The sequence below is a fragment of the Sphingomonas sp. ID0503 genome (genome assembly GCF_048565625.1).
Classification (GTDB): Bacteria; Pseudomonadota; Alphaproteobacteria; order Sphingomonadales; family Sphingomonadaceae; genus JBLZUR01.
Window position 1 is genome coordinate 3,152,214 of sequence record NZ_JBLZUR010000002.1, and the last position, 15,710, is coordinate 3,167,923.

The window sequence follows — 15,710 nt, forward strand, 5'->3', positions numbered from 1 at the left end:
CCGTCACTGCGCGAAAGGCTAGAAGAATGCTCCGAAATGAAGCGTTCTCTCAACGTGTTAACCATTCCGAAACAATCTTTAATTTGTTGAGCAGGCTTCTTGTGACGGAAATGGCACGGTGACTGCCCTCCATACCGTACCCGATGCAGACTACCTCCGAACGGAGGACGATCTAGCTGCGCTGTTCGAGGCCGAACTGTCGCGCGCCACCTTGGAAGAAGTCCGAGTCGCGCATCTCGACTCGTCCTACCGTCTGCTCGGCGTGGTGCGATGGTCCAGCGGCAGCCGGTTCGGGGCCGACATGCCCGTGCGGGCGATCGTCGAGGAGGCGTTCCGCCTCCGCTCGCGCGCGATCATCCTCGCCCACAACCACCCCTCGGGCGATCCGACCCCCAGCCGCGCCGATCACGCCGGCACCCGGCACCTCCGCGATGTCCTCTCGGCGGTCGAGATCACGCTGCTCGATCACGTCATCTTCGCCGGCGGAAACCGCTACAGCTTCCGGGCCAAGGGCCTGCTCTAGTCGACGTCCTCGACCTCGACGGTCTCGCCGGTCACCCGCTGCGACAGGGCGGCGGCCATGAACTTGTCGAGATCGCCATCCAGCACGTCCGAGGGGCTGGTGGAGGTCGCGCCGGTGCGCAGGTCCTTCACCAGCTGATAAGGCTGCAGCACATAGGACCGGATCTGGTGGCCCCAGCCGATGTCGGTCTTGGTCGCGTTCTGCGCATTCGCCGCCGCCTCGCGCTCGGCCAGCTCCCGCTCGTAAAGGCGCGCGCGAAGTTGGTTATAGGCCTCGGCCTTGTTCTTGTGCTGCGATCGCTGATTTTGGCACTGCACCACGATCCCGGTCGGCAGATGGGTGATACGCACCGCCGAATCGGTGGTGTTGATGTGCTGACCGCCGGCGCCTGACGCGCGATAGGTGTCGATGCGCAGGTCGCTCTCGACGATCTCAACGTCGATATTGTCGTCCACCACCGGATAGACCCAGACGCTGGCGAAGCTGGTATGTCGCCGCGCCGCCGAGTCGTACGGGCTGATGCGGACCAGGCGATGCACTCCGCTCTCGGTCTTGGCATAGCCATAGGCGTTCTCGCCCTTCAGCAGCATCGTGGCGGACTTGATCCCCGCCTGCTCGCCGGCGTGATGGTCGATCAGCTCGACCTTCAGCCCGTGCCGCTCCGCCCAGCGCTGGTACATCCGCTGCAGCATGCCGGCCCAGTCGTTCGATTCGGTGCCGCCCGCGCCGGAGTTGATCTCGACATAGGTGTCGTTGGCGTCCGCCTCGCCGGCCAGCAGCGCCTTGACCTTGTCCTGCTCCGCCCGCTCGGCCAGCGCCGCGAGCGCCGCCACGCCCTCCTGCGCCAGCGCCTCGTCACCCTCCGCCTCGGCCATCTCGATCAGCTCGGCCGTATCGTTCAGCTCGGTCTCGATCGCACGCGTCGCGCCGATCGCCTCGTCCAGCCGCCGCCGCTCGCGCATCACATCCTGCGCCGCCTTGGGGTCATTCCAGAGCGCCTGATCCTCGACGCGCGCGTTCAGCTCGTCGAGCCGGCGCAGCGCACGGTCCCAGTCCAGGAAGCGGCGGAGCAGGGCCAGCGCCTGGTTGATCTGATCGGCATAGGCTTGCGCTTCGGCGCGCATGGGACGGCTCCTGAACGGGAAGGCTATTAAGCGGGAGGCTGGGCAGATAGGTGCGCGGTGGCGCTGCTGGCAAGCCTCAGCCTGTCAGGCCCGCTCCGCCGAGGACACCGCGTCCGCCGCGCGCAGCGCCGCGAGGATGCGGGAGAGGTGCTGGTTGTCGTCCACCTCCAGATCGACCTCATAGGTGTGGAAGGCGTCCCGCGTGGTCAGCTTCAGGTTCAGGATGTTCGCGCCATGCTGCCCGAAGATGCCGGCCATCACGCCCAAAGCCCCCGGCTCGTTCTTCAGGATGACGCGGAGATGCGCGACGCTGCTCTCCCCGCCCGCCGTCCAGGACAGGTCCAGCCAGTCGGTATCGGCATCCACATCGGCCAGCGTCGAGCAGTCGATGGCATGAACCTCGATGCTCTCCCCCGCGCGGCGGAGCCCGACGATGCGATCACCGCGCACCGGGCGGCAACATTCGGCGAGGTGGAAGGCCACCCCCGGCGTCAGGCCCTGGATCGAAATCGCGTCCCGCGCCCGCCCGTTCGCGGCATGGCCATTGGCGCGCCCCGCCCCCGGCATCAGCGCATCCAGCACGGTCGCATCGTCGACCGTCCGCCGGGCGATCGCCTCCATCAGCGCCGCCTCGTCATGCAGCTTCAGCCGCTTCAGCGCCTCGCCCATCGCCGCCGCACCCAAGGGCGCGGGGAGGCGGGCGACGATCTCGTCGTAGATCTTGCGGCCGATGGCGATCGTCTCGTCGCGCTCCTTCTGCCGCATGAACCGCCGCACGGCCGCGCGCGCCTTGCCGGTGCCGGCGAAGCTCAGCCAAGCCGGATCGGGGTGCTGCGCCTGGGAGCGGAGGACCTGCACCTGATCGCCATTGTTGAGAACGGTGCGCAGCGGCACGACCCGCGAATTGACCTTGGCCCCGACCGCCTGATCGCCAAGATCGCTGTGGACCGCATAGGCGAAGTCGATGACCGTCGCCCCTTTGGGCAGCTGGATCAGCTCCCCCTTCGGCGTGAACGCGAAGATGCGGTCATGGTACATCGCCATGCGCGTATGTTCGAGCAGCTCCTCCGGGCTCTCCGCATTGTCGAGGATCTCGACCAGATCGCGGATCCAGGCGGATTGCCCGTCATGGTTCGACGCGCCCTGCTTGTACGCCCAATGCGCGGCGAGGCCGTATTCCGCCTGCAGGTGCATTTCCTGGCTGCGGATCTGCACCTCGATCCGCACCTTCTCCGAATGGATGACGGAGGTGTGGAGCGAGCGGTAGCCGTTGCGCTTCGGCGTCGAGATGAAGTCCTTGAACCGCCCCGGCACCATCGGCCAGCGCTGGTGGAGGAGCCCGAGGGCGCGGTAGCATTCCGGCTCGTCCGCCACGACCGCGCGGAACGCCATGACGTCCGACAGCTGCTCGAAGCTGATGTGCCGCTCGCTCATCTTGCGCCAGATCGAATAGGGATGCTTCTCGCGCCCGGAGACCTCGGCCTTGATGCCGTTCTTCTGGAGGAGGTGGGTGATGCCGGAGCGAATGCGCGCGATGCGGTCGCCCCCGCCGCCGTCCTTCAGCTGCTGGAGTCGCGCCGAGATCGAATCATACGCGTCCGGCTCCAGCTCGCGGAAGGCCAGAGTCTGCATCTCGCGCATGAACTCGTACATGCCGACCCGCTCTGCGAGCGGCGCGTAGATCTCCATCGTCTCCCGCGCGATGCGGCGGCGCTTCTCCGGATTGGGAATATGGTGGAGCGTCCGCATGTTGTGCAGCCGGTCCGCCAGCTTGACCAGAAGCACGCGGATGTCGTCCGACATGGCGAGCAGGAACTTGCGGAGGTTCTCGGCCGCCCGCTCGTTCTCCGACTGCGCCTCGATCTTGCTGAGCTTGGTGACCCCGTCCACCAGCCGAGCGACAGCCGGCCCGAACTTGGACTGGATCTCCTCCGGCGTGGCGACCGTATCTTCGATGGTGTCGTGGAGGATGGCGGTGGCGATCGTCTCGTCGTCCAGGCGCAGGTCCGTCAGGATGCCGGCGACCTCGATCGGATGGCTGAAATAAGGGTCGCCCGACGCCCGCTTCTGCGTGCCATGGGCCTGCATCGAAAAGACATATGCGCGGTTGAGCAGCGCCTCATCGGCATCGGGGTCATAGCGCTTGACCCGCTCGACGAGCTCGTACTGCCTTAACATCGCTCTTAGGATTTCATGGCTTGGCGCGGAAAAGCAACCTGCATTGCCGTGCAGGGCCACCAAATTGCGCATCTGCAACAAAAAAGCGCCGGGCGAGGCAATCCCCCGCCCGGCGCTCTGGTTCTCCGCAGGCTCTCCTCTCGGCCGAGGAGAGGCCCGGCTTATTCGTAATCGGGGCCGAGGTTCTGGTTGCGCGGCGGCGCCGCCGCGGTGAGCCGCAGGGCCTCCGCGGACGCGGCCAGCGATCCGATCTCGTCGGGCGTATCCTCGTCATCGACCTGGACGCGCTGCAGGCCGTTGACCAGAGTCTCCTTCAGGTCGTCCGGCGTGACCAGTTCTTCCGCGATCTCGCGCAGCGCCACGACCGGGTTCTTGTCGCGGTCGCGATCGAGCAGCAGCTCCGCACCGCCCGAAATCTGGCGCGCGCGCTGCGCGGCGAGAAGGACGAGATCGAAACGATTGGGGATCTTGTCGACGCAATCTTCGACAGTGACGCGCGCCATGAAACGCTCCGGGACAATGGAGATGAAGGTGAAGTGCGCGCCGCTAACAGGCGCAGCGCCAAGAGTCAAAGCGGATCGCGGAACCGCTGTCCTACAGCACGCCTTTCGAACCATAGAATCCGCATGTTGATTCGGCCCGCTCTCTCGCTCTCCGTTCGTCGCCGCCAGACGTTCGGTTGGTCGATGCCGCCGCGTTACGTATGCGTACCTTCGTTACCTTTGCCGCCCGCCAGCCACAGCACCGCAAAGCCCGCCAGCGCCGATGCGACCGATCCGCCGAGCACGCCCAGCTTCACTTCGTCGATCAGATGAGGATCGACGAAGGCGAGGCCGCCGATGAACAGGCTCATGGTGAAGCCGATGCCGCAGAGGAGCGCCACGCCGTAGACCTGGACCCAGCTCGTCCCGGACGGACGATACGCGATCCCCAGCCGGTCCGCTGCCCAGACCGCGCCGAAGATGCCGGCCTGCTTGCCGACAAAAAGGCCGAGACCAACCGCCAGCGGCAAGGTGAGATCGCCTGTTCCGCCGCCGATCGCCACGCCCGCGTTGACCAATCCGAACAGCGGCAGGATCGCATACGAGATCCAGGGGTGAAGGCCATGTTCCAGCCGGTGGAGCGGCGAATGATCGTCCCGGCCGAGCGGGATCGTGGCGGCGGCCAGCACACCCGCGACCGTGGCGTGGATGCCCGACGCCAGCACCGCACCCCAAAGCGCCACCGCCAGGATCAGGAACGGGGGCAGGCTCCGCACCCCACGGCGGTTCAGCCAGACCATCAAGAGGAGGACGACAGCCGCCATGCCCAAGGCGAGCAGGTTCAGCCCGCTGCTGTAGAACAGGGCGATGATCGCCACCGCCCCGATGTCGTCGACGATCGCCACCGTCGTCAGGAACAGCGCAAGCGCGGCGGGCGCACGCGGCCCGAGCAATGCCAGGACGCCGACCGCGAAGGCGATGTCGGTCGCCGCCGGCACCGCCCAGCCATGGTGCAGCTCCGGTCGTGCCGCCGCGATGGCGAGGTAGACGGCGGCGGGCATGGCCATGCCCGCAATGGCCGCGATCACCGGCAGGCGCCGGCCCCGCGGATCGGCAAGCCGCCCGCGCAGCAGCTCGCGCTTGATCTCCAACCCCACGCCCAGAAAGAACAGCGCCATCAGCCCGTCGTTGATGGCGTGATGCAGGTCGACCGGTCCCGCCCTCATGTGGATGAGGGCGGTGTAGAATGGCGCGGCCGAACTGTTGGCCAGCATCATGGCGACGGCGGCTGATGCGATCAGCACCAGTCCGGGCAGCATCCCCTTGTCGTGCAACTCACCCAGGCGGACTGGAAGGATTGCCGCACCCAGCCTTTGCCAGCTTCTCCGGTATCGCCGATTGTCACGCATCGTCCCCGCCTAGACGGCGGGGACCACGGATCAAGCGAAACCGGTCAGCGGCACTTCACGTCGCCGCGATCGATCTCGCGTCCGAGCAGGGCGCCACCGCCGGCGCCGAGCAGCGTGCCCAGCAACGACGAGCTGCCATTGTCGAGCGCGTTGCCGAGGACGCCGCCCGCGAGCGCACCGACGATCAGGCCGGTCGTGCCGTCATCGCGGCGGCAGTAATAGCGCCCGTCGCCGCCGCGATAGATGCGATCCTCGCGGCCCAGCGCACGCTCCCGATAATTGCCGCGCCGGTAGTAGCGCTCGGCATAATAGCGGTCGTCACGCTTGTCCCAGCGATCGTGATCATAGTCCCTGCCGTGGCGCCAGTCACGGTTATGACGACTGTTGGAATGGCGCGGCGGATCGGCGGCGGCGGGCGTCGCGAGCGGCAGCGTGGCTGCCGCGATCAGCGCCGCGATGATCGTCTTCTTCATGATGTCCTCCACGAAAGCCGAGGACAGAACCGCAGATCGGGAGGGCGGTTGCATGAACGGGAAACGACCCGCCGTTCATGCCGCGCACAGCGATCAGAACGGCAGGATGCGCGATTCCCGCGTGAAGCGCATGTAGCCGACATTCGCGCCCAGCCGCCATCCGACGCCCAGCCGGATGGGGATCGCCACGACATCACCGCGCCGCAGATAGCTCGCCGTGAACCCGCCGATCACATAGACATTTCCCTCCGCCGAGGGGAAGCTGCGGAACAGGTCGGCGGTGTCGTTGAGGTTGTAGAGCAGGACGAAGGTCTTGGCCCCGTTCGCGCCGAGGTCGAAGCCCAGCGAGGGTCCGGTCCAGTAAACCGGCATGTCGCCCTCGATCTTGTGGAACAGCGTGCCAGATCCGTAGCGGACGCCGATGGCGATCGCGCCGCCCGCCTCGCGCCCGGCGATATAGGCGCTCGGCTCGCCCTGGTCCTTCAGGACGCTCTCGATCATTTTGGCAAGACCTTCCGCGCCCTTGCCGAACACGCCCTCCGCCGCAGAAAGCACGTCGTTCTTCTGGTAGGTCGCTGTCTTGGCCGGAGCGGCGGCCGGTTGTGTCGCGGGGGCAGGTGCAGGTGCGGGCGGGGGCGCCTCCTCCTGCGGCAACGTCCCGCCGGTCTCGGGCTGGCCGCCGCCCTGAGACGCGGCCGCGTCATTGGGATCGATCGTTCTGATCTGGGCCGTGGCGGGGGGCGCGGTGATCGAGATCGTCAGGGCGACCAGCGCCGGGATGGTCCGAATGGTGAACTGCATGCGATCTCCCCTACCGGCGCAGTTATGGACCGCCAAGCTGTCCGCGCGGTGAACCGGCGTGACCATGCGGCCACCAGCCGCGAAAACTTGGCGAAACGCGTGGTTCGCGTCTCTTGCAAGTGGCCCCGCCACGCCATTATGGCGGCGGGGTATGCATCATCGCCAGCCTGTGCGGCGGCAATTCGGGGATCGATACCAATGGCTAAGCTGATCGTCACCACGCGCGAAGGCGCGGAGCAGGAATTCGAGGGCGCCGATGGCGTGTCGGTGATGGAGGTCATCCGCGACAACGGCGTCGACGAGCTGCTCGCTCTCTGCGGCGGCTGCTGCTCCTGCGCGACCTGCCACGTCTATGTCGATCCGGCTTTCGCCGATCAGCTGCCGGCGATGAGCGAGGACGAGAACGACCTTCTCGACAGCTCCGAGCATCGCAACGAGACCTCGCGCCTGTCGTGCCAGCTGCCCTTCAGCGCGGCGGTGGACGGCCTGCGCGTGACGATCGCGCCGGAGGACTGAGGTCAGCCGCGCGGCGCGAGCAGGGTCGCCATCTCGATCCGGTCGAGCGCGTTGCGGGAGGTCACGTAGCGCCTCGCCTCGCTGATCCAGCCGGCCGCCTTGTCGCGGCCGGGCAGGCGGGAGACTTCGGCCAGCGCGCGATCGACCTGGCCGTCGTCGATCAGGGTGCGTGCCCGGCTCAGCCGCTCGTCGGGTGTGACGACCGGCGTGTCGACGCGCTTGACGATCACGATGCCGGCCAGCTCGCGCTTGAACGATGGCCACCAGCCTTCGGACTTGTCCGCGACCAGCTCGCCCGTCGGCAGATCGCCAAGGCCGCGCCGGAGCTGATCGAGGGTGATCGGTCGCCGCGACGCCGCGATGATCGTCGCCACGGCCTGCGGGTCGCTTGCCCCGTAATGCTCGCGCAGCAGCCCTTCCAGGTAACCGAGCTCTAGGCCGCGATCCAGGGCACGGCGTGCCGCAAAGGTCAGCAACAGCCCCTCGGCTCGGTCGGCATTTCCGGCGACCTCGGCGCTCTTCTCGTCGACCTCGGCGACCTTCTGCTCAAGGCTGCCCAGCCTCGCCGCCACGGCCCGCACCGATGAGACCGGCTGCACCGGAACCGGCACCGTGCGGGTGACGACCACCGGGGCACCCAGCAGGCGGTTCCTCAGATCGGGCGAGCGGGCAAGCGCCCAGCCGGCAGCGATCAGCCCGATGACGAACGCGATAAGCACCGCCGCCAGCAGGCGCAGGACACCACCGCCTCGCCGGTCGATCGTCGCTACCGCGCTTTCGTCCATCTCGTTCATCCGGCTCCGTCCTGCCACGCTTGATCGCACAAGCGGCGCGCCGCTGCCAGCACCGCGTCATCGGTCGGGCTGGCCGCGACCGCGCTGCCCGCCCAGCCGCCCCCGGCTGCGGAGAGCGCAGCGGCACTGATCGCCGCCAATCTAACCGTGGCGCGGTCCAATGACGCAAGGTCCACCAGCATGGCGAAAGTGGCTCCGGCAACGGCCGAGTGGATCAATGCGATACAGCCGGCGTCGAGGGCAGCACGGGCAGCTTCGGGAAGCTGCGCAACCGGCTCCGCCGCATAGACCGTCCGGCTGATGATCCCGTCGATGGGCAGAGGCCGGTGCTCTGCGCCATGCGGATGGAGGATGGCGGCAGGGCTTCGGCCGCCCACTAGGCTGGCGAGGCTCTCAACGGTCCCGCCGCCGATGATAACATCGGTAAACCCCGCCTCCTCGGCCGCCGCAGCGGTGGCCGCAGCGACGGCGATCACCGGAATGTGGTGAAAGGCGGAAAGCTTCTCACCGCCATGCCGCACCGCATTCGCACTCGTCAGGACGAGCGCCTCGATCCCCTCAGGCGCGTCCCAGGAAACAGGTACGATCTTGAACAGCGGTGCCGTCACAGCGGCGAACCCCATCTTCATCGCCCGTTCCGCCGTTGTGGCCGCCCCCGGCTCTGGGCGCAGGACAAGGACTCCAGGGTTCATCCGGTGAAGAGCGCCCGGAGGCCTGGGCTTGCGCGGTCCAGCAGATCGCGCGCCAGCGCCTGCGGATCGGCGTCGGAGCCGCTCACGCACTCCCGCCCGTCCGGCGTCAGGATTTCGCCCCGGAACGACCCGTCACGCCAGAGCGCGGCAACGGGCGACCGGCAGTCCGCACCCAGAGCGGCGAGGAAGGCGCGTTCCGCCGCCACAGCCTCGGCGCTCGCCGCATCGTTCAGCGGGGAAAGCAGCCGGCGCACATCCTCTCGCTCGTCCAGCGTTTCGATCCCCACCGCACCTTGGGCGGGAGCCGGTAACATCTCCTCGACCTCGATGGCGTTACCGACCAGATAGCGTCCCAAGCGATCGAGGCCCGCCGCCGCCAGCAACGTTGCCGCCGCCTCCCCAGCGGAAAGCTTGGCGAGCCGCGTATCGACATTCCCGCGGAACAGCACGATCTCCAGATCCGGCCGAGCACGCAGCAACTGCGCAGATCGGCGCGGCGAAGATGTCCCCACCCGGGCACCTTCCGGGATATCGCCCACGCTGGCCGCTCCGATCAACCGGTCGCGGACATCGGCGCGCGGCAGGATCGCCGCGATCGCGATCTCTGGCGGGCGAATCGTCTCCACGTCTTTCATCGAATGGACCGCAAGATCGATCTCGCCTGCGATCAGCGCGCGATCGAGTTCCTTGGTCCACAGCGCCTTGCCACCGACCTCGGCAAGCGCCCGATCCTGGATGCGATCGCCGCTGGTCCGGATCGGGACGATCTCGACCGCAGTCGGGCCCCAGTCATGCGCGGCGCACAGCCCCGAAGCGACTATCTGGGCTTGGGCCAGTGCGAGAGGCGACCCGCGGGTGCCGAGGCGAAGGGGTTCGTGCGACATTGCACGCGGCAATAGGAGCCTTGTGCGGGGCGGACAACACGCACACATGCGCGCCGATGCCCGTGATCCTCGGCCTTGAATCGAGCTGCGACGAAACCGCTGCCGCCCTTGTGACAAGCGACAGGCAGATCCTCGCCCACAAGCTGGCAGGACAGGAGGCCGAACACCGGCCTTTCGGCGGCGTGGTGCCGGAAATCGCGGCGCGTGCGCATATCGAGGTGCTGACGCCGCTCGTCGAAGGGGCATTGGCAGAAGCCGGCATGGCCTTGTTCGACGTCGACGCGATCGCGGCCACCGCCGGCCCCGGCCTCATCGGCGGAGTGATGGTGGGCCTGGTGACCGGCAAGGCGTTGGCATTTGCGACGGGCAAGCCGCTCATCGCGGTCAATCATTTGGAGGGGCATGCCCTGTCGCCACGCCTCGCCGATCCGAACCTGAAGTTCCCCTATCTCCTCCTGTTGGTTTCCGGGGGCCATTGCCAGTTGCTGCTCGTGCAGGGCGGGGGACGATATCGTCGTCTCGCGACCACCATCGACGATGCGGCGGGCGAGGCGTTCGACAAGACCGCAAAGCTTCTCGGCCTCGGCTTTCCGGGAGGGCCGGCAGTCGAAAGGGCGGCCAGGGAGGGTGATCCGTCGGCGATCCGCTTCCCCCGTCCGCTGGTTGGATCGGCAGAGCCCCACTTCTCCTTCGCGGGGCTGAAGAGCGCGGTCCTGCGCGCACGCGACGCGGGCACTCACGCCACGGCTGATCTCGCCGCCTCTTTCCAGCAGGCGGTGATCGACTGTCTGGTCGATCGAACCCGCATCGCCCTGACTGCCCATAGCGATGTGACGGCTCTGGTGGTCGCCGGCGGCGTGGCGGCGAACGGTGCGATACGAAACGCGCTTTCCGCTCTGGCGGAGAGCTACGGCCTGCCGTTCAACGCGCCGCCACTCTGGTTGTGTACGGATAACGCCGCCATGATCGCCTGGGCCGGCGCGGAACGCCTGGCAGCAGGTCTATTCGATGATCTGGACGTTCCGGCCCGCGCACGCTGGCCGCTCGATCCCGATGCCGCTCCGGCTCGTGGTGCGGGCGTGAAGGCCTAGCCGTTCCAGATGTCGGATAGGAGGTGAGCGGTCTGCGGGTATCCGCTCCCTTCCGGAATGCAGATCCATTTCTCCCCGCCCCGCTCCTCGATCCAGGGGGACATGATGGCGAGACTGTCCGTGCTGCCGAGGTCCGGCAGGATTGCAGGCGCGACGTGCTGCGCCAGCCGTTGAAGATTGCACAGGGTCGGGAATACCAGCCGGTGCTGCTTCGCGGCCGCACCGTCCAGCGCGGCCTCCGCCGTCATCCACATGGCCCGTGTGATCTCTCCGCCGTCCGCTGTCGCACCGCCGTCCCCCTCGATCTCCGCGACGTAGAACCGGGTATCAAAGCGGCGATGACCCCAGCGGGGCATCCAGCGGGCGTAAGGCGCCAAGCGGTCCAGATCGAGGCTCAGCCCGTATGTGTTCAGAAGCCTTGCGAAGGGAACGCCATCCGCCAGCTCGGCGCGCATAGCCGAAATTGTCGCTGCGTCCGGCAGAGGATCCATCCCGACCGGCACACCGGCCTCTTCAATCGCCTCACGGATCGCCGCGACGCGGGCCGCCGAGTCGTCGGGCTCCAGCGCCGGGGCGATCTCCGCCCCGATCACCCGATCACCCACGTCCACCCGCCCACCGGGAAAGACCAGCGCCCCTGCTGCGAAGACGAGTGCTGTCGACCGTTCGAGCAGCAGGATCTCGGGCGCGGCACCGGCCTGGCTGCGTGTTACGATCAGTGTCCCGGCGGGGATCGGCTCAACCTGCTCTGCCATGAACGGTCGCTAACAGTCCGGATGGGGCGGTGGAAGGCGTCTGCCTTGCGGAGGCGCGACGATCGGCCTAGGGGCGGCGCGGTTCCGGAGATGAAAGTTGAGTGATCCGAGTAAGATGCTGATTGCGGTCAGGCGCGACGGGCTGCTCCCGCGCTTGGCGGCCCTGACCAACGCCCGACGCGTCGCGAAGGGGCTTGGCTGGAACTTCGGCTTTATCTGGCCGGCAGCGCCGGGGGTGCCCACCGCCGAGGCGTTGTTCGAGCCGGCCTTCGTCGCGGCGCATCTGGTGATCGACTACGATCCTCTCGAGTTCTCGGCGATGCCGCGGGGTCCCCTGCACGAGCGGACAGTCAAGTTGGTTGTCGAGGACGAGAAGCTGCGCGGCATTGCCGTCCAGCGGTCCGATCAACAGCTGACGCTCACCATGCGCAAGCCGCCGAAGCTGGGACCGGGTCTTCGCGAGGTCTTGTATGGTCTGCCTCTCCGCACGGAAACCCGGATGGTGATGGAACAGGTTCGGGACGCGATCGCGTCCGACGCCGTCGCGGTCGAGGTGAGCGCTTCGGTCGATCCGGAGACCTTCGTTCCCACCTCCATCCTGCGGCACCGGCTGGAGAGGCTGAAGGCGGCGGGTCGAACGACCGTTCTCGTCGGGGACGAGGACGAATTGATCCGGCCACTGGCAGGTCAGTACGGCGCCATCATCGCCCGCGATCTGGCCGCAGTCGACGGCGACGATCCACGCGCCCTCGCCGATGTCTCCGCGCTGCTCCGCTGCGGCGAACTGATCGGGGGCAGTCCTTCGGTCCGCGCGGCGCGTGCCATGGCTGACCGGCCGGTCAGCGCGATCGCTGATGGTCTCTCACCGGACGAACAGGCGCGGATTGTCGCGACGGAGGGTCTGGCCGCCCTCCGGCCCAAGTGGCGTGCGGCGACGCACTTCTTCCTGGCTGGCCTGTTGGACGAGGGCGGCGATGCGCAACTCGCCGCGCTTGAGGCCGCCCATGCTGACGATCCCGAAAGCAGCCTCTATGCCCGCAGGCTCGTCAGGCCGCTTGTCGCGCGTGGCCGCTTTGCTGAGGCGGAGACGATGATCCGCGAGAGTGCCGAACGGGCCTTCGAGGAATCGGGCAAGCGCGCCACCGGTCTCAAGGGCCTGCTGGACGATGCGGACAAGAAGGAGGAGGCGCGCCTCTTGAACGAGGCTTGCGCCGCTTTCCCCGGACCGTATCTTCACGCGCAACTGTCCGGCGTGCTCCACGATCTGGAGAGTTACGAGCGGTCCTACGCCGCCGCCCGTCGCGCCTTCCAACTCAATCCCTCCAGTGCGTTGCTCGCGCTTCGCCTGGGCGAACAGGCGTTCCGCGCGCGCCATCATGAGGTCGCGCGTGAGGCGTTCGCCAAGGCCGTTGAGGATGCGCCGGACAGCGCGATCGCTCATCTGGGATATGCCGACGCCCTGATCGCGCTCGGCAACTACAACCAGGCCTATGATTCCCTGTCGGAAGCGTCGAGGCTGGACCCGGAGAATGCCATCTATGTGGCCCGTTTGGCCTATATGGAGGAGGGCCGGAGCAATCCCGATGCGGCCGACACGCTGATCCTGCGGGCGACGGCCTTGGCCCCCGGAGATGCCGAGGTGCTGGGCGTCGTGTCACGCATCTACGAGATGCGGCGCGACTTCGGCCAGGCAATGCGGACGCTGCAGAGCGTCGACACGTCCGAGAAGGAGGTGCGCGGCATGAAGGGCCGCGAGAAGGTGCTGCGCAAGGCGATCCGCGAGGCGCAGTCCGGACCACCGAAGCGCCGGCCAGGCCGCGTCGAGAGCGCGGGCGAGAAGCCGCCGAAGACGAACCTTATCGTCGCGGTTCAGGACGCACTTACGAAGTGGTGGACGGCCGGAAAGAACTGACCAGCCCTGATTCAGAGCGTCTTGGAATAGACCCGGTAAACCTTATTGACCTGGCTATCGATCGTCTCTGCAATCGACCGCATGCCTTGATTGCTGTCGAGGATCCAGCCGATCTCGCTCCGCGTCGCACCATATTTGGCGACCGAGTCCTGACGAATGTATTCGATCATCATGAAGGCGAGTTGGCTGGCAAGGCGCGACGCCTGCAGCTTCTTCTTCACCCCCATCAGCGGCACGCGCATGGTGCGGACCTGCGGCCGACCGGAGAACCCGCCGTTCAGTCGCCAGAGCAGCTTGGCGAAACCGAAGGGGAATAGCCGCCCGCCCAAGTCTCGAGTGAGTTCGTTCAGGTCCGGCCAGGTCATCATGAAGGCGACCGGCTCGCCCTCGACCTCGGCAACGCGGATGAGATCCTCGAAGACGATCGGGCGCAGCTTCTTGCCGGCATAGGCGATCTCGGATGCGGTGATCGGCACGAAACCCCAGTTGTCGGACCAGGCGTCGTTCAGGATCGACAGGATCAGTGCCGCTTCCTCGTCGAACCTCGACTTGTCGACCTTGCGTATGCGGATGCGTGGGTTCTTCTCGCCCGACTGGATGATGCGCTGGATCAAAGGCGGGAAGGGCTTGGTGATGTCGAGGTCGTAGGTCAGCAGATCGCGGATGCCGCCATAGTCGAGCGATTCGATCCAGCCCTGATAGGCGGGATTGGCATGGCCCATCATCACCGTCGGCGGGTGATCATGCCCCTGCACCAGCAGGCCAGGCTCTTCCCAGATCGAGCAGCTGATCGGCGCCATCGCGCTGGTCATGCCCTTGGCGCGGAGCCAATCCTCGGCCGTCGCGATCAGCGCCTCAGCGGTCTCGCAATCGGCTGCTTCCAGCAGGCCCCAGTTCCCGACACCCGGCCCGCCACCTTGTTCCGCCGGCATGGACAGCAGCAGCTTGTCAATGTGAGCGGAGATACGGCCGACCGCCTCTCCGCTGCGATACGCCATGAAGAGCTGTTGCTCGGCATGTTCGTAGAACGGGTTCTTGCCAGGTGTGATCAACTCCAGCGCCTCGCTACGAAGCGGCGGTATCCAGTTGGGATCGCCCGCGTTCAGGCGAAAGGCCAGATCGACAAAGGCCTTGCGCTCAGCCTTCGTGCCGACCGGCTTGATCGTGAGGCTCACCGGGCGGATCGGGTGGTGGGACGATCGGGACCAACGCGGCCGGTCAGCCGTGCGACATGTGGATAGCGCTTCGCGACTTCGGCGGTGTAGCCGAGATTGTGGACCGTCGGGCTCTTCTTCCGCTCGCCGATCCGCTCGTAGTAGGTGCCGAAGACGCGATCCCACAGATAGTTGGTGATTCCGTAGTTCCCATCCTCGTTGTGGAAGTGATGGGCCAGATGGCGCTGCTTGATATGCGCCACCCACTTGTTCTTCGGCTTATAGCCAAGATGCTGGATGCAATGAAAAAACTCGTAGACGCAGGTGGTGACCAGGCCCGCCGCGATCGCCATGCACGCGCCCCCCCACCCGCCGATCAGCCAGCCGACCGGCGCCGTCGCCGCCAGGATCGTCGGCAGCGTGGTGTGCAGGCCGCCGAACAGCACCTCCAGATTATTGGGGTCTTGATGATGGTCGTAGTGTATCCGCTTCCAGGTGCCGGCAAGCAGCGAGGACCGCCACATCCACTTGGAATGCAGGACCCAGCGATGGAGCACATACCAGACGAGCGGGTAGATCAGCACCGCGGCAAGGATCGCCGCCATGGTCTGGAGCGGGGAGGACGGCCGGTACAACCAGCCGCCGAACGCCAGCGCCGCACAACCGATATAGGCGAGAATGGCGGGATACTGGAAATACGCGATCCACAGCTCGCGCAGGTTCATGCGGTCGAGATGATGCGTGCGGCTCCAGAAGCCGGTGCGGGAACTGGATACGGTGCTCACCAGTAAATGCCTCGTTCAGAAGCCGGGTCGCATCGCAGCGACCTTGCCGGCATGGGCCGTGGAAGTGAAGGCTCAATATGGCGGATTTAGGACTGCGCGGCCAAGATTCCATCGCAATCCAGCGCTACACCGTCACG

The 15,710-nt window shown here is 66.8% G+C and carries 16 protein-coding genes; 4 read left to right on the forward strand and 12 right to left on the reverse strand.

Annotated features, from left to right (window positions below; translation table 11 throughout):
- Positions 1 to 118: 118 nt before the first annotated feature.
- Positions 119 to 523, forward strand: coding sequence for a JAB domain-containing protein (locus ACM608_RS16460; protein WP_419684657.1), 405 nt, complete (start codon positions 119 to 121; stop codon positions 521 to 523).
- On the opposite strand, the gene prfB is transcribed toward ACM608_RS16460, so the two are convergent.
- From prfB to ACM608_RS16490, 6 genes are all read right to left on the reverse strand, one after another.
- Complete coding sequence (prfB, locus tag ACM608_RS16465; protein WP_419684658.1) at positions 520 to 1,647, reverse strand: peptide chain release factor 2; 1,128 nt, start codon at positions 1,645 to 1,647, stop codon at positions 520 to 522. The two genes, ACM608_RS16460 and prfB, sit on opposite strands and share 4 nt — an antisense overlap.
- Positions 1,648 to 1,731: 84 nt before the next feature.
- On the reverse strand, positions 1,732 to 3,825 hold the full coding sequence (locus tag ACM608_RS16470; RefSeq protein WP_419684659.1) for a RelA/SpoT family protein: 2,094 nt from the start codon (positions 3,823 to 3,825) through the stop codon (positions 1,732 to 1,734).
- A gap of 161 nt (positions 3,826 to 3,986) precedes the next feature.
- The gene (gene rpoZ / locus ACM608_RS16475; RefSeq protein ID WP_419684661.1) at positions 3,987 to 4,328 is read right to left on the reverse strand and encodes a DNA-directed RNA polymerase subunit omega; all 342 of its coding nucleotides are present in this window, start codon (positions 4,326 to 4,328) and stop codon (positions 3,987 to 3,989) included.
- Between the two features lie 194 nt (positions 4,329 to 4,522).
- Entirely contained in the window at positions 4,523 to 5,626 is a 1,104-nt protein-coding gene (gene nhaA / locus ACM608_RS16480) for a Na+/H+ antiporter NhaA (protein ID WP_419685261.1), read from the reverse strand.
- A gap of 134 nt (positions 5,627 to 5,760) precedes the next feature.
- Positions 5,761 to 6,189: a glycine zipper 2TM domain-containing protein gene (locus ACM608_RS16485; protein WP_419684662.1), complete on the reverse strand. Its 429-nt coding sequence runs from the start codon at positions 6,187 to 6,189 to the stop codon at positions 5,761 to 5,763.
- A 93-nt stretch (positions 6,190 to 6,282) separates the two neighbouring features.
- Entirely contained in the window at positions 6,283 to 6,990 is a 708-nt protein-coding gene (locus ACM608_RS16490) for a DUF1134 domain-containing protein (RefSeq protein WP_419684664.1), read from the reverse strand.
- A gap of 198 nt (positions 6,991 to 7,188) precedes the next feature.
- On the opposite strand from ACM608_RS16490, the gene ACM608_RS16495 reads away from it, so the two are divergent.
- Positions 7,189 to 7,506, forward strand: a complete 318-nt coding sequence (locus ACM608_RS16495) for a 2Fe-2S iron-sulfur cluster-binding protein (protein ID WP_419684666.1) — start codon at positions 7,189 to 7,191, stop codon at positions 7,504 to 7,506.
- Positions 7,507 to 7,508: 2 nt separating this feature from the next.
- Here ACM608_RS16495 and ACM608_RS16500 read toward each other — a convergent pair whose 3' ends face one another.
- Genes ACM608_RS16500 through hemC form a run of 3 tightly spaced genes read right to left on the reverse strand, consistent with a single transcriptional unit; the run spans position 7,509 to position 9,876 of the window.
- Positions 7,509 to 8,300: a hypothetical protein gene (locus ACM608_RS16500; protein ID WP_419684668.1), complete on the reverse strand. Its 792-nt coding sequence runs from the start codon at positions 8,298 to 8,300 to the stop codon at positions 7,509 to 7,511.
- Positions 8,297 to 8,992, reverse strand: a complete 696-nt coding sequence (locus tag ACM608_RS16505) for a uroporphyrinogen-III synthase (protein WP_419684670.1) — start codon at positions 8,990 to 8,992, stop codon at positions 8,297 to 8,299. Before ACM608_RS16505 ends, ACM608_RS16500 begins: the two co-directional genes overlap by 4 nt.
- On the reverse strand, positions 8,989 to 9,876 hold the full coding sequence (gene hemC, locus ACM608_RS16510) for a hydroxymethylbilane synthase (RefSeq protein WP_419684672.1): 888 nt from the start codon (positions 9,874 to 9,876) through the stop codon (positions 8,989 to 8,991). The genes ACM608_RS16505 and hemC overlap by 4 nt, the downstream gene beginning before the upstream one ends.
- A gap of 56 nt (positions 9,877 to 9,932) precedes the next feature.
- On the opposite strand from hemC, the gene tsaD reads away from it, so the two are divergent.
- Positions 9,933 to 10,967 carry a tRNA (adenosine(37)-N6)-threonylcarbamoyltransferase complex transferase subunit TsaD gene (gene tsaD / locus ACM608_RS16515; protein WP_419684673.1) on the forward strand — a complete coding sequence of 345 codons (1,035 nt, stop codon included), beginning with the start codon at positions 9,933 to 9,935 and terminating at the stop codon, positions 10,965 to 10,967.
- On the opposite strand, the gene ACM608_RS16520 is transcribed toward tsaD, so the two are convergent.
- Entirely contained in the window at positions 10,964 to 11,722 is a 759-nt protein-coding gene (locus ACM608_RS16520) for an NUDIX hydrolase (protein WP_419684675.1), read from the reverse strand. The genes tsaD and ACM608_RS16520 overlap by 4 nt on opposite strands.
- Before the next feature lie 97 nt (positions 11,723 to 11,819).
- On the opposite strand from ACM608_RS16520, the gene ACM608_RS16525 reads away from it, so the two are divergent.
- Complete coding sequence (locus tag ACM608_RS16525) at positions 11,820 to 13,634, forward strand: tetratricopeptide repeat protein (protein WP_419684677.1); 1,815 nt, start codon at positions 11,820 to 11,822, stop codon at positions 13,632 to 13,634.
- 11 nt (positions 13,635 to 13,645) lie between these two features.
- On the opposite strand, the gene ACM608_RS16530 is transcribed toward ACM608_RS16525, so the two are convergent.
- Together ACM608_RS16530 and ACM608_RS16535 are read right to left on the reverse strand one after the other, a co-directional pair.
- Positions 13,646 to 14,809 (reverse strand): N-acetyltransferase, encoded by a 1,164-nt coding sequence (locus ACM608_RS16530; protein WP_419684678.1) that lies wholly within the window; start codon positions 14,807 to 14,809, stop codon positions 13,646 to 13,648.
- Positions 14,806 to 15,573: a sterol desaturase family protein gene (locus ACM608_RS16535; protein WP_419684680.1), complete on the reverse strand. Its 768-nt coding sequence runs from the start codon at positions 15,571 to 15,573 to the stop codon at positions 14,806 to 14,808. The genes ACM608_RS16530 and ACM608_RS16535 overlap by 4 nt, the downstream gene beginning before the upstream one ends.
- Between the last annotated feature and the right edge of the window lie 137 nt (positions 15,574 to 15,710).

Bases quoted from the DNA above. Each gene is read 5' to 3' on its own strand.
- prfB (WP_419684658.1), bottom strand. From the start codon at position 1,647: ATGCGCGCCGAAGCGCAAGCCTATGCCGATCAGATCAACCAGGCGCTG.
- ACM608_RS16470 (WP_419684659.1), bottom strand. From the start codon at position 3,825: ATGTTAAGGCAGTACGAGCTCGTCGAGCGGGTCAAGCGCTATGACCCC.
- rpoZ (WP_419684661.1), bottom strand. From the start codon at position 4,328: ATGGCGCGCGTCACTGTCGAAGATTGCGTCGACAAGATCCCCAATCGT.
- nhaA (WP_419685261.1), bottom strand. From the start codon at position 5,626: ATGCTGCCCGGACTGGTGCTGATCGCATCAGCCGCCGTCGCCATGATG.
- ACM608_RS16485 (WP_419684662.1), bottom strand. From the start codon at position 6,189: ATGAAGAAGACGATCATCGCGGCGCTGATCGCGGCAGCCACGCTGCCG.
- ACM608_RS16490 (WP_419684664.1), bottom strand. From the start codon at position 6,990: ATGCAGTTCACCATTCGGACCATCCCGGCGCTGGTCGCCCTGACGATC.
- ACM608_RS16495 (WP_419684666.1), top strand. From the start codon at position 7,189: ATGGCTAAGCTGATCGTCACCACGCGCGAAGGCGCGGAGCAGGAATTC.
- ACM608_RS16500 (WP_419684668.1), bottom strand. From the start codon at position 8,300: ATGAACGAGATGGACGAAAGCGCGGTAGCGACGATCGACCGGCGAGGC.
- ACM608_RS16505 (WP_419684670.1), bottom strand. From the start codon at position 8,992: ATGAACCCTGGAGTCCTTGTCCTGCGCCCAGAGCCGGGGGCGGCCACA.
- hemC (WP_419684672.1), bottom strand. From the start codon at position 9,876: ATGTCGCACGAACCCCTTCGCCTCGGCACCCGCGGGTCGCCTCTCGCA.
- tsaD (WP_419684673.1), top strand. From the start codon at position 9,933: ATGCCCGTGATCCTCGGCCTTGAATCGAGCTGCGACGAAACCGCTGCC.
- ACM608_RS16520 (WP_419684675.1), bottom strand. From the start codon at position 11,722: ATGGCAGAGCAGGTTGAGCCGATCCCCGCCGGGACACTGATCGTAACA.